Raw genomic sequence first — 19,972 nt, 5'->3', positions numbered from 1 at the left:
CATCTCACTCGCAGAACTTTTCCGGAGGCGCACGCCCCATGTTCAGCAAGGATCTCGAGTACTCCATCGGCCAGTGCTACAAGCGCGCCCGCGAGGCCCGCGACGAGTACATGACGGTCGAACACCTGTTGCTGGCACTGCTGGACAACCCCTCGGCGGAAGCCGTGCTCAAGGCGACCGGCGTCGATTTTCATCGTCTACGCGGCGATCTGGATCAGGCCATCGCCACCAGCGTGTCCAAGCTGGAAGAGGGCGACAGCCGTGACACCCAGCCCACGTTGGGCTTCCAGCGGGTCCTGCAGCGCGCCGTCTACCATGTGCAGTCCTCCGGCAAGAAGGAGGTCACCGGTGCCAACGTGCTGGTGGCGATCTTCGGCGAGAAGGATTCGCACGCCGTCTATTATCTGAACCAGCAGGACGTCACCCGGCTGGACGTCGTCAATTATCTGTCGCACGGGATCGCCAAGACCGGCGAGAGCGAAGCCGCGCAGACCGGCGAGGACGGCGAGGCGACGGCGGGCGAGGGCGGCGAAGCCAAGGGCGACGCGCTGGCCGAGTACGCCACCGACCTCAACGCCGCCGCGCGCGAGGGCCGCATCGATCCGCTGGTCGGACGGGGCGAGGAAATCGAGCGCACGATCCAGGTCCTGTGCCGGCGCCGCAAGAACAACCCGCTCTACGTGGGCGAGGCCGGCGTGGGCAAGACCGCGATCGCCGAAGGGCTCGCCAAGCGCATCGTCGACGGCGAGGTGCCCGAGGTGCTGTCGGAGGCCACGATCTACTCGCTCGACCTGGGCGCCCTGGTGGCCGGCACCAAGTACCGCGGCGATTTCGAGAAGCGCCTGAAGGCGGTGCTCACCGCGATCCGCAAACACCCGGGTGCGGTGCTGTTCATCGACGAGATCCATACCATCATCGGTGCGGGGTCGGCGTCGGGCGGCACCATGGATGCCTCCAACCTGATCAAGCCGGCCCTGGCCAAGGGCGAGCTGCGCTGCATCGGCTCGACCACCTTCCAAGAGTACCGCGGCATCTTCGAGAAGGACCGTGCGCTGGCGCGCCGCTTCCAGAAGATCGACATCACGGAGCCGACCACCGGCGAGACGGTCGAGATCCTGCGCGGCCTCAAGCCCAAGTACGAAGCCCATCACGACGTGACCTACGCCGACGAGGCGTTGCAGGCCGCGGTCGAACTGTCGGTCAAGCACATCGCCGATCGCCTGTTGCCCGACAAGGCCATCGACGTGATCGACGAGGCCGGCGCCCGCCAGCGCCTGCTCCCGGAAGAGGCGCGCAAGGCGCTGATCGACGTCGAGGAAGTCGAAGCCATCGTCGCCAAGATGGCGCGGATCCCGGCCAAGCAGGTCAGCGCGTCGGACAAGGACGTGCTGCAGCACCTGGACCGCAACCTGAAGATGGTGATCTTCGGCCAGGACCCGGCGATCGAGTCGCTCGCCTCGGCGATCAAGCTCGCGCGTTCGGGCCTGGCGAATCCGGACAAGCCGATCGGCAACTTCCTGTTCGCCGGCCCGACCGGCGTGGGCAAGACCGAGGTCACCCGTCAGCTGGCCCACCAGCTCGGGATCGAACTGGTGCGGTTCGACATGTCGGAGTACATGGAGTCGCACTCCGTGAGCCGCCTGATCGGCGCGCCTCCCGGCTATGTCGGCTTCGACCAGGGCGGCCTGCTGACCGAGAAGATCGTCAAGACGCCGCACTGCGTGCTGCTGCTCGACGAGGTCGAGAAGGCGCATCCGGATATCTTCAACATCCTGTTGCAGGTGATGGACCGCGGTACGCTGACCGACACCAACGGGCGCGAGGCGAACTTCCGCAACGTGATCCTGGTGATGACCACGAATGCGGGGGCCACCCAGGCCTCGCGGCGCTCGATCGGCTTCACCCGCCAGGACCACAGCACCGATGCGATGGAGGTGATCCGGCGCAGCTTCACGCCGGAATTCCGCAACCGGCTCGATGCGATCGTGCAGTTCCAGCCGCTGGGCTTCGACCACATCCTGCGGGTGGTGGACAAGTTCGTCATCGAACTGGAGAGCCAGCTGCACGAGAAGAACGTCTCGGTCACCGCATCGCCGGAGGCCCGCGAGTGGCTGGCCCAGCACGGCTTCGACCCGCAGATGGGGGCCCGGCCGATGGCACGGGTGATCCAGGACCGGGTCAAGCGGCCGCTGGCCGACGAACTGCTGTTCGGCAAGCTGATGAACGGCGGTCGCGTCAGCATCGAGGTGCGCGACGACCAGCTCGTGGTCGAGGCGTTCCCGGAGTCGGAGAAGCTGCTGCCGGCGACGGTCTAGGCGCTTCACCGCACCACGAGAAAAAGGGCGCCCGACGGCGCCCTTTTTCGTTTCGCACGCCGCCTAACGAGCGACTGCCGGCGTCGCGCCGATCAAGACGCCGCCGCACTTCGGCGACACAAACGAGAAAAGGCAGCCTGGGCTGCCTTTTCTTTCGTCGCAAGCGCACGCCGTGCGCCCAGCGATCACTTCATGCGGTAGGTGATCCGCCCCTTGGTGAGGTCGTATGGAGTCATCTCCACCTTGACCCGGTCACCGGTCAGGATACGGATGTAGTTCTTGCGCATCCGCCCCGAAATGTGGGCAATGATCTCATGACCGTTTTCGAGCTTCACCCGGAACATCGTGTTCGGGAGAGTTTCGGAAACGGTGCCTTCGAATTCAATGACGTCGTCTTTCGCCATGCGTCCTGTTCGTCGCGTCTGGGGACCCGGACGGAAATCGACCCGGGAAACGCGACATTCTCCCACGAACCGGCGGGCGAAGCAAAAGTTCCGTTAAGAAAACCCCGACGGACCCAGAAGTCCGCGCCCGTCGGAATGGACCGAACCCGCACGGGTCGGGCGTGGGGCGGTTCGAGCCCCGGTCACGCGGCGCCGCCCGCCGACACACCCAGTGACGCGGCCGTCCTTTCACCGAAGTCGTTCGTCCAGGCGCCGACATTCCCGACATGGCCCACCAACGGTGCGATCCGCGCCATGAAGGCATCGCGCGGCCAGCGTTCCGCGCCCATGCGCAGCAAGTGGGGATTCTCCACCTGGGCATCGATCAGCGGCCAGCCACGCGCGGCCAGATATCCGGCAAGGCCGGCCAATGCCGCCTTTGAGCCGCCGGCGACCGCACTGAACATGCTTTCCCCGAAGAACATCCTCCCCACGGCCACGCCGTAGATCCCGCCGACCAGGCGCTCGCCGTCGAATACTTCGACGCTGTGGGCATGGCCCAGCGCATGCAGGCGGGCATAGGCCGCCATCATGTCGGGCGTGATCCAGGTCCCGGATTGCCCGTGGCGGGGCGCCCGGGCGCATGCGGCCATGACATCGGCGAAACGGGTGTCCGCCCGCAGGATCCAGCGCGAGGCGCGCAACTGCCGACGAAAGCGGGTGGCCAGATGCACGGCGTCGGTGCGGAACACCGCACGCGGGTCGGGCGACCACCAGAGGATGGGCTGTCCCTCCGAGTACCACGGGAAAATGCCGCCGCGATAGGCGGCAAGCAGGCGCGGAGGCGACAGGTCCCCGCCCACGGCCAGCAGGCCGTCGGGTTCGCGCAACGCCAGCGCCGCGGGCGGAAAAGGCGCCTGCGGATCGGCGTCCAGAAGATAGGGGCGTCGTCGCATGCCGACATTGTAGGGAGCCGTGCAGCGACCGCGCGGGCCGCGCGCTTTCGACGCGACGGAGCCTAGCGCGATGGATCGCCGCCGGAGTCGGGTGCTGGGGATCTGAAGGGGGTCCGGCCTTCCAGCGCGCTGGCGTAGCCGACGACCGAGCGCGCCTCCTCGCTGCACCAGGCCCGCAGCGCATCGGCGAAGTCGGGGTCGCCGATCCAGTGCCGGCTGCGCACGAACGTCGGCAGGAAGCCACGCGCGATCTTGTGCTCGCCCTGCGCACCGGGTTCGAACGTCCGCAGTCCCTCGCGCAGGCAGTACTCGATCCCCTGGTAGTAGCAGGTCTCGAAATGCAGGCCGGGCAAGGTCCGGGTCGCGCCCCAGTAGCGTCCGTACAGCGTGTCGGCGCCGCGCAGGCACAGGGCGCCTGCGACGGGCGCGCCGTCCACATCCGCCAGAATGAGCACCAGCGCTCGCGGCATGGCCTCCGCCAGATGGCGCAGGAAGGCAGGCGTCAGCGCCGGCGAGTTGCCGTACTCGAGAAACGTCTGCAGATAGAAGCCGTACATCGCGTCGAGGTCGTCGTCGCTGGCCTCGTCGCCGTGCACCACGCGGAAGCGGACGCCGGCCCGTGCCACCCGGGCGCGTTCCTGGCGCACGTTCTTGCGGTGCTTGTGGTCCATGGCCGCGAGGTAGTCGTCGAAGCGCCGCCAGTCGCCGGGATTGCGCCAGTGATACTGGACGTCGATGCGCGGCAGCCACGCGTCGCCGAACGCCGCGTCTTCGGATTCGGGATGGAAGTTGATGTGCGCGGAGGGCAATCCGGCCGCGTGCGCGTGGGCGACGATCGCCTCCAGCAACGCCTGGCGCGTGGGTCCGTCGGGCGCCAGCAGCCGCGGCCCGGTGACGGGCGAGTAGGGGACGGCGCCCAGCCACTTCGGATAGTAGTCGCGTCCGTAGCGCGCGTAGGCGTGCGCCCAGGCATGGTCGAAGACGAACTCGCCGTGCGAATTGGTCTTCAGGTAGCCCGGTGCGGCCGCGATCAGACGATCGTCTTCCCACAGGGTGACGTGGCGCGGCGTCCAGCCCCATTCCTCGCGCAGGCAGCCCGTCGCTTCGAGTCCGGCGAGAAACGCATGGGTCACGAACGGGTTGTCGCCGGCATGCAGCGCATCCCAGGCCCCGGCGGCGACATCCGCCAGCGATGTCAGGACACGCAGCCCGTCGGGCGTGGCCCTCATGGCGTACGCCGGGCCGCGCCGATGGGGGGCGAACCGGTGCCGGGGTCGGGAGCGCCTGGCGCCTGCATCAAGTGGACCGGCGCCGACCGCGCAGGCACGTCGCGCCGTGCTTCACGGTGAATCGGTCCCGATCCACCGGGTCGCAACCAGGCGGCATCAGCCCTGCTGATCGAGGAAACGTTCGGCATCCAGCGCGGCCATGCAGCCGAAGCCCGCCGAGGTGATCGCCTGGCGGTAATGCTGGTCGGCGACGTCGCCGGCCGCGAACACGCCCTGGACCGAGGTCTCGGTGGCCCCGCCACCCAGGCCGGAGCGGATCTCCAGGTAGCCGTTGTTCATCGCCAGCTGGCCCTCGAACAGCGAGGTGTTGGGGGTGTGGCCGATCGCCACGAAGAAGCCGTGCACGTCGATCTGCCGGGTCGCGCCATCCTGCACCGACTTCAGGCGCAAGCCGGTGACGCCGGCATCGTTGCCGAGAACCTCGTCGACCACGTGATGCCAGACCGGCTCGATCTTGCCGGCCTGGATCTTGGCCAGCAGCTTGTCCTGCATGATCTTTTCGGCCCGCAGGGTGTCGCGGCGGTGCACCAGGTAGACCTTGCGGGCGAGGTTGGACAGGTACAGCGCCTCTTCCACGGCGGTGTTGCCGCCGCCGACCACGGCCACGTCCTGGTCCTTGTAGAAGAATCCATCGCAGGTCGCGCAGGCCGACACGCCGCGGCCCTTGTAGGCCTCTTCCGACGGCAGTCCCAGGTACTTGGCCGTCGCGCCCGTCGAGATCACCAGCGCGTCGGCGGTGTACTCGCCATTGTCGCCCTTGAGCCGGAACGGGCGCTGCGAAAGATCCGCGGTGTGGATGTGGTCGAACACCACCTCGGTCTCGAAGCGCTCGGCGTGCGCCTGCATCCGCGCCATCAGGTCGGGGCCCATCAGCCCGTGCGCGTCGCCCGGCCAATTGTCGACCTCGGTGGTCGTCATCAACTGGCCGCCCATCTGCAGCCCGGTGACCACGACCGGCTTGAGGTTGGCGCGGGCGGCGTAGACGGCGGCGGTCCAGCCGGCGGGGCCGGAACCGAGGATCAGCAGACGGCAGTGCTTCGTAGTGCTCATGTATACTCGTGGCCTTGGAAAACGTGGCGTTCCGTGGACGCATAGCATGGTGGTGAGCCACCGCCAGCACAAGGCGGACAGACGCCGGCGACGCGGAACGAACCATCCCGGAACACTCCGGCCCAATCCAGGCCCGCGTCCCCACCGCGACGCCGATGCAACCGCCCGCACTTTCCGAGTGCGGGTTTTTCGTAAGAGACCGCCGGCAGCGCCGGCGAGCAGACGTGGAGATGTGGCGATGCGCATTGGCGTGCCGAAGGAAACCAAGACCCTGGAGGGCCGCGTGGCCCTGGTGCCGGCTGCGGCCGGCGATCTCGTCAACCGCGGCCATGAGGTCTGGATCGAGACCGGTGCGGGCGAGAAGTCGCGTTTCAGCGACGACGACTACGCCCGTCTGGGCGTGAACATCGCCCCGGATGCGGCGGCCCTGTACGAGAAGGGCGAACTGATCGTGAAGGTGAAGGAGCCGATCGAAGGCGATCTGCAGCACCTGCGCAAGGATCACCTGCTGTTCTGCTACCTGCACCTGGCGCCGTTGCCGGACCTGACCCGTCGCCTGCTCGACATCGGCCTGACCGGCGTCGCATTCGAGACGGTGGAGCTCGACAACGGCGATCTGCCGTTGCTGGCGCCGATGTCGGTGATCGCCGGCCGGATCGGCGTGCAGGTCGGTACCCATCTGCTGCACCTGCCCGAGGGCGGCAAGGGCAAGCTGCTCGGCGGCCTGCCGTCCACCGAGCGCGGCAAGGTGGTGGTGTTCGGCGCCGGCGCGGCCGGCGGCAACTCGGCGGCACTGGCGGCGGCGGGTGGCTCTAACGTCGTGGTGTTCGAAAAGCGCCAGGACCGGATGGCGCAGATGATGGCGCTGGGCGCGAACGTGACCGCGCTGTATCCGTACGACGACGTGGTCGCCCGCGAGGTGGCCGCGGCCGACCTGGTGATCGGTGCGGTGCTGGTCACCGGCGCGGTCGCCCCGCACGTGTTGACCCGCGAGCACCTGAAGCAGATGGAGGCCGGCAGCGTGGTGGTCGATATCTCCATCGACCAGGGGGGCTGCTTCGAGACCTCGCGTCCGACCACCTGGAAGGAGCCGACCTACGTGGAGGAGGGCGTGACCCACTTCGCGGTCACCAATATGCCCGGCGCCGTGCCGCAGACCAGTTCGCAGGCGATCTGCGCGGCGATCCTGCCCTGGGTCAACAAGCTGGCCTCGGGCGAGTGGCGCGACAACGCCGCGCTGGTGCGCGGCATCAACGTGGAAGGCGGCAAGCTCGTCCATCCCGCCCTGCAGGGCATGAAGCTCTGAGACGCCGTTGGGCGGCGCCGGCCCGCCGGCCCGCCCATCACGGCCGTGGTGAGCGCGCTCTTTCTGTCGTAAGATCAATGCCCTGCAACGGGTATCTCAGGTAACGACACACGGTGGCTCGACCCCTCCAGGAACGCAGCAGCAAACGTCCCCGCACCGGCGCATCCGCCGATGCGGCCGCCAAGGTGCCCAATCCCCGGCGGCAGCGGCTGTGGCGCGACATCGCGTTGATCCTGATCGCACCGTTGCTGCTGTACCTGTTCGCCAGCCTGCTGACGTTTTCGCCCGACGATCCGGGCTGGTCGCGCTCCGGCAGCGTGACCGCGCCGCTCAACAACGTCGGCGGCCCGGTCGGTGCCTGGATCGCGGATGTGCTCCTGCACCTGTTCGGTTTCATCGCCTATCTGCTGCCGCTGATGCTCGGCGCGGTCGCCTGGATCGCGATGTTCGGGCTCGGCCGGGAAGACGCCGGCGAAAGCCGGGCCGACCTGGGTCCGGCACTGCGGCTGGTCGGGATCGTCGGCTTCCTGTTCTCGGCGACCGGGCTGCTGGCCTTGCGCATGCCCAACGTCGCGGACCTCTCCGCGGGCGGCGGGGGCATCCTGGGTCGCCTGGTCGGTCATTCGCTGTTCGCGGGCTTCGGCCCGGTGGGCGGCAATCTCTTCCTGCTGGCGCTGGTGCTGGTGTCGGTGACCCTGGCGACCGGCCTGTCCTGGTTCGCGGTGATGGACCGCATCGGCGGCTGGGCACTGAAGCTGCCGGACCTGCTGCGCCGGAGCAGCAAGCAGGCCAGCGACTGGCGCAAGACCCGCGAACTGCGCGAGGAACGCGAGGAAGTCCGCAAGGTCGAGACCGAAAAGCGCGCCAAGCGCGCCCCGGTCCGGATCGAACCGCCGGTGGCGCCGCCGGTGGCCGAACGCAGCGAGCGCGCCAAGCGCGAACAGCAGATCCCCTTGTTCGTCGGGACCGGCGGCGGCGATGGCGGCCTGCCGCCGCTGTCGCTGCTCGACGACCCCAAGCCGCAGCCCAAGGGCTACGACGAGGAGACGCTGGAGACGTTGTCGCGGCAGATCGAGTTCAAGCTCAAGGACTTCCGCATCGAGGTCGAGGTGAAGGAAGCCCAGCCGGGCCCGGTCATCACCCGCTTCGAGCTGGAGCCGGCACCGGGCGTGAAGGTCAGCCAGATCAATTCGCTGGACAAGGACATCGCCCGCGGCCTGTCGGTGAAATCGGTCCGCGTGGTCGACGTGATCCCGGGCAAATCGGTGATCGGCCTGGAGATCCCCAACACCCGGCGCGAAATGATCTACCTCAGCGAGCTGCTGCGCTCGCGCGAGTACGACAAGTCCGCCAGCCCGCTGACCCTGGCGCTGGGCAAGGACATCAGCGGCCGCTCCACGGTGGCCGACCTGGCCCGCATGCCGCACCTGCTGGTGGCCGGTACGACCGGTTCGGGCAAGTCGGTGGCGGTCAACGCGATGGTCCTGAGCCTGCTGTTCAAGGCCACGCCGAAGGACCTGCGGATGCTGATGATCGATCCGAAGATGCTGGAGCTCAGCGTCTACGAGGGCATCCCGCACCTGCTGGCGCCGGTGGTCACCGACATGAAGGAGGCCGCCAACGGCCTGCGCTGGTGCGTGGCGGAAATGGAGCGGCGCTACAAGCTGATGAGTGCGGTCGGCGTGCGCAACCTGGCCGGCTTCAACAAGAAGGTCAAGGACGCGCAGGACGCCGGACAGCCGCTGCTCGATCCGCTGTTCAAGCCGAATCCGGAGATCGACGAGGTCGCCCAGCCGCTGGAGCCGCTGCCGTACATCGTCATCTTCATCGACGAATTCGCCGACATGATGATGATCGTCGGCAAGAAGGTGGAAGAACTGATCGCCCGTCTGGCGCAAAAGGCGCGCGCGGCCGGCATCCATTTGATCCTGGCCACGCAGCGGCCGTCGGTGGACGTCATCACCGGCCTGATCAAGGCCAACATCCCGACCCGCATCGCGTTCCAGGTCAGCTCCAAGATCGACTCGCGGACCATCCTCGACCAGTCCGGCGCGGAATCGCTGCTGGGCAACGGCGACATGCTGTATCTGCCACCCGGCACCGCGCTGCCCGAACGCGTCCACGGCGCCTTCGTCAGCGACGAGGAAGTCCATCGCGTGGTGGAACAGCTCAAGCAGAGCGGCCCGGTGGATTACATCCAGGGGGTGCTCGACGAGGTGCAGACGATGGGCGACGGCACCGTCGTCGGTGCGACCGGTCTCCCGGAAAGCGGCGGCGGTGGTGGCGACGAGAGCGATCCGCTGTACGACGAAGCGGTCAAGATCGTCACCGAGACCCGGCGCGCATCGATCTCCGGGGTGCAGCGCCGGCTGAAGATCGGCTACAACCGCGCCGCGCGCCTGGTCGAGGCGATGGAAGCCGCCGGCGTGGTCAGTCCGCCCGAGCACAACGGCGACCGCAGCGTCCTGGCGCCGCCGCCACCCAAGTGACGACGGCCTGCGGGTGGCTTCGCGTGACCGCGCAGCCAGGGCTCGCCCGTTCAGGTCGCTCCGGGCACACTCCGCACATCGAACGAACTCCGGATCTGAAGTCCATGCGCCGTTTCCTGATCGCCGCCGCCGTTGCGTCTTCGCTGCTGTTGTCCGCCCAGGCATTCGCCGGCGCCCGCGACGCCCTGCAGGGCTTCACCCGGGATCTGAAGGGTCTGGACGGTCAGTTCACCCAGCGCGTGTTCGACGGCAACGGCCGCGTGCGGGAAAGCTCCAGCGGTCGGGTCGCGCTGTCCGCGCCGCGCCTGTTCCGCTGGGAGTACCAGAATCCCTATCCGCAGCTGATCGTCGCCGACGGCCAGCGGGTCTGGGTCTACGACCCCGATCTCGAGCAGGTGACGGTGCGCCCGCAGGGGCCTGAGGAACAGAACAGCCCGTTGGCGACCCTGACCGATCCGGACCGCCTGGATCGCGATTTCGACGTCAGCCAGGAAGCCGCGGCCAGCGACGGCCTGCAGTGGATGACGCTCACGCCCAAGCGCGAACAGGATGCGAGCTTCCAGTCCGCGCGCCTGGGCTTCGACGGCAACGGCCTGGCACGCATGGACGTGGTGGACGCGCTCGGCCAGCGCACCGAGATCGCCTTCAGCGACTGGCAGAAGAATCCCTCGTTCGCGGCGGACACCTTCCGCTACACGCCTGCGGAAGGCGTGGACGTGATCGGCGAGTAACCTCGGTCTCTCCAGGGGGCGGGACGGAGCCGCGGAGCAGGGGACTGGACCGGTAGAATGCCGACGTGCCCAGGAAGACGACGTTCCAACCCCCCGCCGGCGGGGATCTGCTGAGCCGCGACAACGAGGCGCTGCGGCCTCTGGCCGAGCGCATGCGCCCGCGCACGCTCGACGAGATGGTCGGGCAGAAACGGTTGCTCGCGACCGGCAGCGCGTTGCGGCGCGCGGTGGAGAGTGGACGCATCCACTCGATGATCCTGTGGGGGCCTCCCGGCTGCGGCAAGACCACGCTCGCGCTGCTGCTGGCGCGCTATGCCGACGCCGAGTTCCGCGCGGTCTCGGCGGTGCTGTCCGGCCTGCCGGAGGTCCGCCAGGTGCTGGCGGAAGCGGGACAGCGATTCGCAGGCGGGCAGCGCACCGTGCTGTTCGTCGACGAGGTGCATCGCTTCAACAAGGCCCAGCAGGACGCGTTCCTGCCGCACATCGAGCGCGGCAGCATCGTGTTCGTCGGCGCCACCACCGAGAACCCGTCGTTCGAACTGAACTCGGCACTGCTCTCGCGCTGCCGGGTGCATGTGCTCGAGGCGGTGTCCGCAGCCGATATCGAGCAGGCGCTGCGTCACGCGTTGACCGATGAGACGCGCGGCCTGGGGGGGGAGGGCATCGCGGTGGAAGACAGCGCCCTGGCCGAGATCGCAGGCGCTGCCGACGGCGACGTGCGCCGGGCGCTGACCTTGCTGGAAATCGCCGCCGAGTTGGCGGCCGACGAAGGCGGGCGCATCACCGAGCAGACCTTGCTGCAGGTGCTGGCGGACCGGACACGCCGTTTCGACAAGGGCGGCGAGCAGTTCTACGACCAGATCTCGGCGCTGCACAAATGCGTGCGGAGCAGCAATCCCGATGCCGCGCTTTACTGGCTGGCGCGGATGCTCGACGGCGGGTGCGACCCGGCCTATCTGGCACGCAGGTTGACCCGGATGGCGGTCGAGGACATCGGCCTGGCGGATCCGCGCGCCCTGCAGATGGCGATAGACGCCTGGGAGACCTACGATCGGCTCGGCAGCCCGGAAGGCGAGCTGGCGTTCGCGCAACTCACGCTGTATCTGGCCAGCACCGCCAAATCCAATGCCGGCTATGCGGCCTGGAACCAGGCGCGCGCCGACGTGCGCAGTCTCGGTACGCAGGACGTGCCACTGCATTTCCGCAACGCGCCGACCAGGCTGATGAAGCAACTCGGTTACGGCAAGGACTACCAGTACGACCACGACGCGGAAGATGGCGTCGCGCTCGACCAGACCGGCTTTCCCGATGCGATGGGCGAGCGCGTCTACTACCGGCCGGTGCCGCGCGGCCTGGAACTCAAGCTCGGCGAGAAGCTCGACCGCCTGCGTGCGGCGCGAGCGCAGGCGCGTGGCGAAGGGCAGAAGGCAGAGGAAGAGGGGAAGGACGGATGAATCCCCTGTTCGCACAGGCGATCGCGGTGGCGGCAGGCGGTGCAACGGGGGCGTTGTTGCGCTTCGGTGCGAATCTCGCCTGTGTCCGCGGAGGCATCGGCGGACTGCCCGCCGCGACCTTGATCGTCAACGTGATCGGCTGCCTGTTCGCCGGCCTGTTGTTGGTCTGGATAGAACAACGTGCCGATCCCGCGTTCTGGCGTGCGTTGCTGATCACCGGGGTCCTGGGCGCGTTGACCACCTTCTCCGCACTCGGACTCGAACTCTGGCAACTCCTGCGCGCCGAACGCTGGCTGCTGGCCGGCGCCACCCTGGCCGCGCACGTCGGCCTGGGGGTGGCGGCCGTCGCATTGGGCTGGCGCCTCGGCAAGGCGCTGTGGCCGGGGCGTCTCCCCTGACCGACGGCAGCGGCAGCGCGTCGACGCGTGCGACCGGGCCTGCATATGCCGCAGGGGCTGCGCCGTCCCGGGACCGTCACCGAGGGGCGCGGATGCGGTGGCGTCGCAGGCGCTCGATGGGCCGATTTGCGACGGACGGTCATGAAATCGACCCATAACGTGTCCATACTGGGGTCCAACAGGGGGAATCCATTCGATTCCGGAGGGCCGTCCGATGACGACCCGCAAGATCCGTCTCTCCGCGATTCCGAACCGGCAACTGGGCGCGCTGTATGCCCGCGAGGCCAGGGATGTCTACCCGGGACACGCCTGGGCGGACATCGAACCCCTGATCCGTACACTCTGGGAGCGCGACCGTCCCGGCGATTGGCCGCGGTCCCGGGCGATGGTGCACGCGTTCTGGCGTCTGGGTTGAACCCTTCCGGCGTCCAGGGCCGGTACGCCCCGTTCACGAAACCGCTGCCACCCTGATCCCCGTCGGTCTTCGGCCGGCGCAAGAACAGGAGAGGGGAGCAGCATGGGATCTTCCGAGTCCCCGGGAGCGTTCGATCGCTCCTCGCGGATCATGCGTTTCGCATTGAAGTACTACCGCGCCGGCGTGTTCGGCGGTGGGTCCAGGCCGCGACCGGGCGATGCCGCCAAGGCGCGGGATTTCGTCGACGACCTCGAACGCCTGGGGCCGACCTTCGTCAAGATCGGGCAATCCCTGTCCACCCGGACCGATCTCGTCGCGCCGGTGTATCTGGATGCGCTACGGCGGATGCAGGACGACGTGCAGCCGGTGGACTTCCTGGAGCTCAAACCGCTTCTGGAGGAATCGCTCGGCGTGCGCATGAGCAAGGCGTTCGCCACCTTCGACGAACAGCCGCTGGGGGCGGCGTCGCTCGCCCAGGTCCATCTCGCCACGCTGCACGACGGCCGCGAGGTCGCGGTCAAGATCCAGCGTCCCGGCGTGTCCGACCTCATCCAGGCCGACATGGCGGTGCTCGACCGCTTCGCCCGTGGCGCGGACCGCTTCACCTCGATCGGCCATCGCATGCGCTTCGTCGACATCGTCGGCGAGATGCAGCGCGCCTTGCTGGCCGAACTGGATTATCTGGACGAAGCGGAAAGCCTGGAGCGTTTCCGGCACCGTTTCGAGCCGTATCCCGAGCTGTTCGTGCCCGCACCGATCTGGGACTACACCTCGCATCGCGTGCTGACGATGGAGTACGTGCGCGGCACCAAGGTGACCGACATCACCGGCCTGCAGCGGACCGAGCACGACTACGGCCCGCTCGCGGCCGCACTGCTGCGCGGCTATCTGGACCAGGTGTTCGTCCACGGCGAGATCCATGCCGATCCGCATCCCGGCAACGTGCTGGTCACCGACGACCAGCGCCTCGCGCTGCTCGACTTCGGCATGGTGGCGCACGTGCCGCCGCGCCAGCGCGAGCGTCTGCTCAAGCTCGTCCTCGCCGCGGTCGACGGCCGGGGCGAGGACGTCGCGTCCGAAGCCATGGCCATGAGCGCCCGTCTGGAGCGGTTCGACGAGGCCCGCTACGTCCACGAGGTGTCGCAACTGGTCGCCCGCTATGCGGTGCGTTCCGAGCGCTTGGGGCTCTCGGAAGGCAGGTTGCTGCTCGAACTCGCGCGCATCGGCACCGATTGCAGCCTGCGCATGCCGCCGGCGACCACGCTGCTCGGCAAGACCATGCTCAACCTCGAAGCGGTCTGCGGCGCGCTCGATCCGGAGCTCGACGTCAAGGCGGTGGTGGAGGGCCATACCTATGGACTCATGCGCAAACGCCTGCGCGCTTCGCTTTCGCCGCGTCACCTCGGCATGGAGGCACTGGAGACGCAGCAGATCCTGCGCGGTGCGCCGCGCAAGGTCGCCGACATCCTGTCGCTGATCGCCGACAACAAGTTGCGGGTGCAATTGGGCGGGCTCGAGGAATCCCACCTCATGGAGAGCCTCCAGAAGATCGCCAACCGGATTTCCACCGGCGTGATCACCGCTTCGCTGGTGGTCGGCGCGGCGATGCTCGCGAGGGTCGAGACACCGCACACGTTGTTCGGGTATCCGGCGTTCGCGCTGATCCTGTTCGTGCTCGCCGCCACCCTCGGTGTCACCCTCGTGGTCTCGGCGTTGCTGTCGGACCGCAAGGTGCGCCCCCCTGAGGAACGCGGACCGTTGGGGTAGGGCCGCCGCAGCCGCCGGTCCGCCATCGCCAGAGCCGCAGGTATCTGAGGCGTCGTGCGAGCGGCCCGTCCGTTCGACGGCAGACGGCCACGGGACGTGCACGCGGCCGCGCGCACACTGGGGATCCCCCACATCGGCCGGGCCGCGTGCGCGGATGCATGACGGTCCTACAGGAGTCCGCCATGCTGCCACGTCGTCGTTTTCTCTCGCACGCCGCCATGGGCGGTGCCGCACTGGCCGCCGCCCCGTTGTTCGCCGGCACGGCCGGCCCCGGCAGCGTGCTCCCGACGCGAGGCGACATCGGCGAACGTTCGCTGGCGGACGCCCGGCACGACGCGGGGCAGGGACGTTACCGGCCCCCGCACCTGCTCGGACTGGGGGGCGTCGCAATCGGCAACGGCTTCGCGCCCGCCACCGATGCCCAGGCGCAACAGACACTGGAGGCCGCACTCGACAGCGGTGCGCGTTTCTTCGATACATCGCCGTGGTACGGATTGGGACTGAGCGAGCGTCGATTCGGTCACGCACTGCACGCCCATCCCCGGGACAGCTATGTCCTCTCGACCAAGGTCGGCCGTCTGCTGACCGCGACCTCGGACGTGCCGGACACGATGTGGCAATCGCCATCGCCGTTCGACTACCGCTACGACTACAGCGCAGAAGGGACCCGACGGTCGATCGAGGACAGCCTGCAGCGGTTGGGCATCGAGCGGATCGACATCGTCTTCATCCACGACCTTTCGCCGGACAACGAGGAAGATCTCGGCATGCCATGGGCGCAACGTTTCGAGGAAGCCGCCAAGGGCGCCATGCCCGAACTCACCCGCATGCGCGAGGAAGGGCTGATCAAGGCCTGGGGATTCGGTGTCAACCGGCCGGAGCCCGCATTGCGCGCGGTGCAGGAAGCCGACCCCGACATCTTCCTGCTCGCATGCCAGTACTCGTTGCTCGACCACGAGCAGGCCCTGCACGAGACGTTTCCGGCCATTGCGGCGCATGGCGCATCCGTCGTCGTCGGTGCGCCGCTGCTGGCCGGCTATCTGGCAGGTCGCGACCGGTATCTCTACGACGGCAGCGTGCCGGACTGGGCGCCGGAGAAGCGGCAACGTGTCCAGACCATCGCCGATGCGCACGGCATCGATCTGCGAACCGCAGCCTTGCAGTTCGCAGCGGCGCCGGAAGTGGTGTCGTCGGTGATCCCGGGCGCACGCACGGCCGAGCAGGCGCAGGCGAACGCGGCGTCGATGCGGGTGCGGATTCCGGACGGCTTCTGGCGGGATCTGAAGTCCGAACGGCTGATCGCGCAGGATGCGCCGGTGCCGTCCGCGTCGTAAGGCTTGCTCGACTTGCAAGCGAGCTGGACGTTGGAGTCGGACAGGACCGCTGGGCCATCAGTCGGTCCTGAAGCCGGTGTGCCGGAGCGTGAGGCGAGCTCACGCAGCGGCATAACGGATCGACGTCGCGGCGCGCCGACAACGGCCAGCAGCACCACGTGCTTGGACCCGAGCGGCTGACTGGATTGACGAGCTGTATTGACGAGGCATCCAGTCAGGAGCATCGCAAGAGGTTGAGACAGGGCCGCACCAAGCCTGACAGATGACTTCGCATAATGTTGATTATGTAACAGGCAGATAGCCTCAGTCCCAGGTCTTTCCAGAACTCACTCCGCGCCAGGCCTCGCCAGCCTGGCCCCAAGCGCCGCCGCCGCCATCAGCAACCCCGCCACCAAAACGAATGCCGCCGCCAACGACGCCCCGTGCGCGATGAAACCGATGGCCGCCGGGCCCAGCAGCACGCCTGCGTAGCCCAGTGTCGTCACTGCCGGAATCGCGATGCTCTCCGGCATCGCCCGTTGCCGGCCCGCCAGCGTGAACATCACCGGCACGATGTTGGCGCAGCCCAGGCCCAGCAGCGCATAGCCGACATGCGACGACCACAGCCCCGGGCCGAGGGTCGCGAACGCGAGTCCCAGCGCGCCGACGAGTCCGCCTGCAAGCACCGTCGCCGGTCGCCCGAGCGCGGTCACGATCCGGTCGCCTAGCAGCCGCGACAGCGTCATCGCGATGTTGAAGACCACGAAGCCCCAACCGGCGTGCGACACGTCGACTGCACGCAGCTCGTGCAGGAAGACCGCGCTCCAGTCGAGCATGGCGCCCTCGGCCAGGAACGTCACGAAGCACACCGCGCCGATCGCGATCACCGCGCCTTTGGGAATCGCGAGCGCCGGTGCGCCATGCGGCGCACGTCGCGCGGACCACGCCGTGGCGGCGACCGCCGCGATCGAAACGGCGACCGTGGCCATCGCCAGCGTCATCGGCAGCACGCCGACGCCGGCCCCCAGCAGCACGGTCGCGACGACGGCGCCGACCAGGCTGCCGATGCTGTAGAACGCATGAAATCCGGACATCAGGGCGCGGCCCGCGTCGCGTTCGACGGCGACCGCCTGCAGGTTCATGGTGCAATCCATCGCACCGATGGCCGCACCGAACAGCAGCAACGTCACGCCCAGGCTCCATGCGGTCGAGGTCGCCGCCAATGCCGGCAAGGTGCACACCATCACCGCGACGCTCGCCAGCATGATCGCGCGGCATCCGTAACGTGTGGCCAGTACGCCGGCGGCGGGCATCGCCAGCAGCGATCCGGTGCCCAGGCACAACAGCACCAGGCCCAGCGCGGCGTCGTCCAGCCCTGCCCTCGCCTTGGCGAACGGCACGATCGGTGCCCAGGCGGCGATGAGCAGACCCGGGATGAAGAAAGCGGCGCGCGTGGCGCGCTGCTGCGTTCGAGGCGATGACATGAGGGGCACGTATCCGATGCGGTAGTCGGCGCTGGCGCGCGCGGAGACGATGCCGCATGGCGCTCGCGCGTGCCAGCCGTACACGCTCGACGCAGCGTGCCGGCATCGCGCGACACGGCGACGCCGAGGACGCTGTACGCCACCGGCAGCGAACGAATTCGTCATCCGCATGAAAAAGATGTTGCGCAACTGCGAAGACGTCCTTAGAATCTCGCCTCCCGAGACACACGGGGCCATAGCTCAGCTGGGAGAGCGCCTGCATGGCATGCAGGAGGTCGGCGGTTCGATCCCGCCTGGCTCCACCAAATTTCAAGCACCACAGGCCGGTGCAGACAACGCTTGCGACACAGCGTCCCCATCGTCTAGAGGCCTAGGACACCACCCTTTCACGGTGGCGACCGGGGTTCGAATCCCCGTGGGGACGCCAATTCATCGAGTGCCGAAGACGCCCGCAGACGCGGGCGTTTTTCGTTTTGCACGCTGCCGGCGCGGCGGTGGCAGATACCGCCCGGCTCACCACGATCGCGCATGGTTCGTTCGTATTCACATTACGGGCATGCGTCGGCGGCTTAATCTCGGCTGTCCAGACCCGCGGTGCGTTCCGGCGCATCGCGTGCCTCACGCGATCCGGAGCGCCATGAGTTCGAAAGCCGACGCGTCGGCCGTTGCCGCCACGCCTGCGCCGCGCGCCACGCTCGGGACGGCCGCCGCGTTCGCGATCACCATCGGCATCGTGGTCGGCGCTGGCATCTTCCGCACGCCCTCGCTGGTGGCCGGTGCCGCATCCAGCGAGGCGGTCATGCTGCTGGCCTGGCTCGCGGGCGGCGCCCTTTCGATCGTCGGTGCGCTCTGTTACGCCGAACTCGCGACGACCTATCCGCAGGCCGGCGGCGATTACGTCTACCTGCGTCGCGCCTACGGCAGCCGTCCCGCCTTTCTCTACGCCTGGGCGCGGATGACGGTCATCCAGACCGGCTCCATCGTCCTGCTGGCGTACGTCGTGGGCGATTACATGCAGCAGCTGTTCGATCTCGGTCCCTGGTCGTCGTCGATCTACGCGGCGACGACCGTGGCCGTGCTGACCGCAGTGAACTGGTGGGGCGTCCGCCAGGGCACGACGGTACAGAACGTGCTGACCGCGGTGGAAATCGCGGGCGTGCTGCTGATCATCGCCGCCGGCCTGCTGTTCGCGCCCGAGGGCGTCGCCACGGTGTCGACCGCCGGCGCCGACGGCAATGCGCTCGGTCTGATCCTCGTGTTCGTGCTGCTGACCTACGGCGGCTGGAACGAGGCCGTGTACATCACCGCGGAAGTCCGGGATGCGCGCCGCTGGATGCCGCGCATCCTGGTGCTGAGCCTGATCGTCATCGCCGCGCTGTACGTGCTGGTCAATCTGGCCTACCTGCGCGTGCTGGGCATGGACGGCATGGCCGACTCCGATGCGGTCGCGGCCGACATGATGGCCGCGGTGTTCGGCCCCACCGGGGCCACGCTGATGAGCGCCATCGTGGTCGCGGCGGCGCTCACCTCGGCCAACGCCACCATGATCACCGGCGCCCGCAGTGTCTATGCGGTGGGACGCGACTTCCCGGCCCTGGACTTCATCGGCCGCTGGGACCAGCGGCACGGCACGCCGCGCACCGCGATGCTGGTCCAGGGCGTGCTGTCGCTGCTGCTGGTCGGCCTGGCGGCATCGGCCATCGACGGGTTCCGCACCGCGGTCGAGTACACCGCGCCGGTGTTCTGGTTGTTCTTCCTGCTGGTGGGCGTGTCGGTGTTCGTGCTGCGCCGGCGCGATCCGGACCTGCCCCGCCCCTTCCGCGTCCCGCTGTACCCTGTCCTGCCCCTGCTGTTCTGTACGACCAGCGTGTACCTACTGTACTCCAGCCTCGCCTACACCGGCATCGGCGCCCTCGTGGGCGTCGGCGTCCTGGCACTGGGCGGTGTACTGCTGCTGTTCCTCAAACCTTCGCAAGTCCCACAGGAACCGACCTCATGACACTCAAGCCCCTCGCCAGTCTGTTGCTCTGCCTGCCGCTGATGGCCTGCGCCCAGGAGGCCATCGACGCCTACGAGCCGGTCGCGAACGAAGATGCCGCGGAGGCCATGCCGGCCGATCCGGTGGCCGAAAGCCCTCGCCCGCCCCGCGAACCCGACGTGATCTACGTGCCGACGCCGCAACCGGTGGTCGATGCGATGCTGGCCCTGGCCGAGGTCGGCCCGAACGACGTCCTCTACGACCTGGGTTCGGGCGACGGCCGCATTCCGGTCACGGCCGCGCGCGAGCACGGCATCCGCGCGATCGGCATCGACATCAATCCCACCCGCATCGCCGAGGCCAACGAGAACGCGCAACAGGCCGGCGTCACCGAGCTGGTGACCTTCCGCGAGGAGGACCTGTTCGAGGCCGACATCAGCGAGGCCACGGTGGTGACCCTGTACCTGCTGCAGAGCCTCAACGTGAAGTTGCGACCGAAGCTGCTCAGCGAGCTGCGGCCGGGCACGCGGATCGTCAGCCATGCCTTCGACATGGCCAACGAGTGGGCGCCGGAACGCACCGAACAGGTCGACAACAGCACGATCTATCTCTGGACCGTTCCGGAGCGCTGATCGCCCCGGCGG

At 68.2% G+C, this 19,972-nt stretch carries 16 protein-coding genes and 2 tRNA genes; 13 read left to right on the top strand and 5 right to left on the bottom strand.

What is annotated here, in order from left to right; genetic code table 11:
* The first annotated feature begins 38 nt into the window (after positions 1-38).
* Positions 39-2,315 carry an ATP-dependent Clp protease ATP-binding subunit ClpA gene (clpA, locus tag RG19_RS06765; RefSeq protein WP_058834612.1) on the top strand — a complete coding sequence of 759 codons (2,277 nt, stop codon included), beginning with the start codon at positions 39-41 and terminating at the stop codon, positions 2,313-2,315.
* 185 nt (positions 2,316-2,500) lie between these two features.
* On the opposite strand, the gene infA is transcribed toward clpA, so the two are convergent.
* From infA to trxB, 4 genes are all read right to left on the bottom strand, one after another.
* On the bottom strand, positions 2,501-2,719 hold the full coding sequence (gene infA, locus RG19_RS06760; protein ID WP_024890331.1) for a translation initiation factor IF-1: 219 nt from the start codon (positions 2,717-2,719) through the stop codon (positions 2,501-2,503).
* A gap of 182 nt (positions 2,720-2,901) precedes the next feature.
* Positions 2,902-3,654 carry a leucyl/phenylalanyl-tRNA--protein transferase gene (gene aat, locus RG19_RS06755; RefSeq protein ID WP_058834611.1) on the bottom strand — a complete coding sequence of 251 codons (753 nt, stop codon included), beginning with the start codon at positions 3,652-3,654 and terminating at the stop codon, positions 2,902-2,904.
* Positions 3,655-3,716: 62 nt separating this feature from the next.
* Positions 3,717-4,883 carry a GNAT family N-acetyltransferase gene (locus tag RG19_RS06750; RefSeq protein WP_058834610.1) on the bottom strand — a complete coding sequence of 389 codons (1,167 nt, stop codon included), beginning with the start codon at positions 4,881-4,883 and terminating at the stop codon, positions 3,717-3,719.
* Between the two features lie 156 nt (positions 4,884-5,039).
* Positions 5,040-5,993, bottom strand: coding sequence for a thioredoxin-disulfide reductase (gene trxB / locus RG19_RS06745; RefSeq protein WP_058834609.1), 954 nt, complete (start codon positions 5,991-5,993; stop codon positions 5,040-5,042).
* 238 nt (positions 5,994-6,231) lie between these two features.
* Between trxB and RG19_RS06740 the strand changes: the two genes are divergently transcribed.
* The 8 genes from RG19_RS06740 (at position 6,232) to RG19_RS06705 (ending at position 15,887) form a co-directional block, all read left to right on the top strand.
* A complete protein-coding gene (locus RG19_RS06740; protein WP_058834608.1) occupies positions 6,232-7,299 on the top strand; it encodes an alanine dehydrogenase in 1,068 nt (355 codons plus the stop codon).
* Between the two features lie 113 nt (positions 7,300-7,412).
* The gene (locus tag RG19_RS06735) at positions 7,413-9,788 is read left to right on the top strand and encodes a DNA translocase FtsK (RefSeq protein WP_058834607.1); all 2,376 of its coding nucleotides are present in this window, start codon (positions 7,413-7,415) and stop codon (positions 9,786-9,788) included.
* A 104-nt stretch (positions 9,789-9,892) separates the two neighbouring features.
* Positions 9,893-10,519: an outer membrane lipoprotein periplasmic chaperone LolA gene (gene lolA / locus RG19_RS06730; RefSeq protein ID WP_058834606.1), complete on the top strand. Its 627-nt coding sequence runs from the start codon at positions 9,893-9,895 to the stop codon at positions 10,517-10,519.
* A gap of 107 nt (positions 10,520-10,626) precedes the next feature.
* Entirely contained in the window at positions 10,627-11,973 is a 1,347-nt protein-coding gene (locus RG19_RS06725; RefSeq protein ID WP_274377958.1) for a replication-associated recombination protein A, read from the top strand.
* The gene (locus tag RG19_RS06720) at positions 11,970-12,371 is read left to right on the top strand and encodes a fluoride efflux transporter FluC (protein WP_082672531.1); all 402 of its coding nucleotides are present in this window, start codon (positions 11,970-11,972) and stop codon (positions 12,369-12,371) included. The genes RG19_RS06725 and RG19_RS06720 overlap by 4 nt, the downstream gene beginning before the upstream one ends.
* A 214-nt stretch (positions 12,372-12,585) precedes the next feature.
* Positions 12,586-12,786: a hypothetical protein gene (locus tag RG19_RS06715; RefSeq protein ID WP_058834603.1), complete on the top strand. Its 201-nt coding sequence runs from the start codon at positions 12,586-12,588 to the stop codon at positions 12,784-12,786.
* A 102-nt stretch (positions 12,787-12,888) separates the two neighbouring features.
* Positions 12,889-14,553, top strand: coding sequence for an ABC1 kinase family protein (locus tag RG19_RS06710; protein WP_058834602.1), 1,665 nt, complete (start codon positions 12,889-12,891; stop codon positions 14,551-14,553).
* Positions 14,554-14,735: 182 nt separating this feature from the next.
* Entirely contained in the window at positions 14,736-15,887 is a 1,152-nt protein-coding gene (locus RG19_RS06705) for an aldo/keto reductase (protein WP_058836459.1), read from the top strand.
* A gap of 326 nt (positions 15,888-16,213) precedes the next feature.
* Here RG19_RS06705 and RG19_RS06700 read toward each other — a convergent pair whose 3' ends face one another.
* Positions 16,214-17,350: an MFS transporter gene (locus RG19_RS06700; RefSeq protein WP_058836458.1), complete on the bottom strand. Its 1,137-nt coding sequence runs from the start codon at positions 17,348-17,350 to the stop codon at positions 16,214-16,216.
* A 229-nt stretch (positions 17,351-17,579) separates the two neighbouring features.
* Between RG19_RS06700 and RG19_RS06695 the strand changes: the two genes are divergently transcribed.
* The 4 genes from RG19_RS06695 (at position 17,580) to RG19_RS06680 (ending at position 19,960) form a co-directional block, all read left to right on the top strand.
* Positions 17,580-17,655, top strand: a tRNA-Ala gene (locus tag RG19_RS06695).
* A 46-nt stretch (positions 17,656-17,701) separates the two neighbouring features.
* Positions 17,702-17,777, top strand: a tRNA-Glu gene (locus tag RG19_RS06690).
* Between the two features lie 210 nt (positions 17,778-17,987).
* The gene (locus RG19_RS06685) at positions 17,988-19,349 is read left to right on the top strand and encodes an APC family permease (protein WP_058834601.1); all 1,362 of its coding nucleotides are present in this window, start codon (positions 17,988-17,990) and stop codon (positions 19,347-19,349) included.
* A complete protein-coding gene (locus RG19_RS06680; RefSeq protein WP_058834600.1) occupies positions 19,346-19,960 on the top strand; it encodes an SAM-dependent methyltransferase in 615 nt (204 codons plus the stop codon). The genes RG19_RS06685 and RG19_RS06680 overlap by 4 nt, the downstream gene beginning before the upstream one ends.
* Positions 19,961-19,972 lie beyond the last annotated feature (12 nt).

This window comes from Luteimonas abyssi, from assembly GCF_001482195.1.
GTDB lineage: Bacteria > Pseudomonadota > Gammaproteobacteria > Xanthomonadales > Xanthomonadaceae > Luteimonas > Luteimonas abyssi.
The sequence above is the reverse complement of the archived record's forward strand: the minus strand, read 5'-3'. Positions and strand labels throughout refer to the sequence as shown.

Excerpts from the sequence above, each read along its gene's own strand:
- clpA (WP_058834612.1), top strand. The coding sequence starts at position 39 with ATGTTCAGCAAGGATCTCGAGTACTCCATCGGCCAGTGCTACAAGCGC.
- infA (WP_024890331.1), bottom strand. The coding sequence starts at position 2,719 with ATGGCGAAAGACGACGTCATTGAATTCGAAGGCACCGTTTCCGAAACT.
- aat (WP_058834611.1), bottom strand. The coding sequence starts at position 3,654 with ATGCGACGACGCCCCTATCTTCTGGACGCCGATCCGCAGGCGCCTTTT.
- RG19_RS06750 (WP_058834610.1), bottom strand. The coding sequence starts at position 4,883 with ATGAGGGCCACGCCCGACGGGCTGCGTGTCCTGACATCGCTGGCGGAT.
- trxB (WP_058834609.1), bottom strand. The coding sequence starts at position 5,993 with ATGAGCACTACGAAGCACTGCCGTCTGCTGATCCTCGGTTCCGGCCCC.
- RG19_RS06740 (WP_058834608.1), top strand. The coding sequence starts at position 6,232 with ATGCGCATTGGCGTGCCGAAGGAAACCAAGACCCTGGAGGGCCGCGTG.
- lolA (WP_058834606.1), top strand. The coding sequence starts at position 9,893 with ATGCGCCGTTTCCTGATCGCCGCCGCCGTTGCGTCTTCGCTGCTGTTG.
- RG19_RS06720 (WP_082672531.1), top strand. The coding sequence starts at position 11,970 with ATGAATCCCCTGTTCGCACAGGCGATCGCGGTGGCGGCAGGCGGTGCA.
- RG19_RS06715 (WP_058834603.1), top strand. The coding sequence starts at position 12,586 with ATGACGACCCGCAAGATCCGTCTCTCCGCGATTCCGAACCGGCAACTG.
- RG19_RS06710 (WP_058834602.1), top strand. The coding sequence starts at position 12,889 with ATGGGATCTTCCGAGTCCCCGGGAGCGTTCGATCGCTCCTCGCGGATC.
- RG19_RS06705 (WP_058836459.1), top strand. The coding sequence starts at position 14,736 with ATGCTGCCACGTCGTCGTTTTCTCTCGCACGCCGCCATGGGCGGTGCC.
- RG19_RS06700 (WP_058836458.1), bottom strand. The coding sequence starts at position 17,350 with ATGTCATCGCCTCGAACGCAGCAGCGCGCCACGCGCGCCGCTTTCTTC.
- RG19_RS06685 (WP_058834601.1), top strand. The coding sequence starts at position 17,988 with ATGAGTTCGAAAGCCGACGCGTCGGCCGTTGCCGCCACGCCTGCGCCG.
- RG19_RS06680 (WP_058834600.1), top strand. The coding sequence starts at position 19,346 with ATGACACTCAAGCCCCTCGCCAGTCTGTTGCTCTGCCTGCCGCTGATG.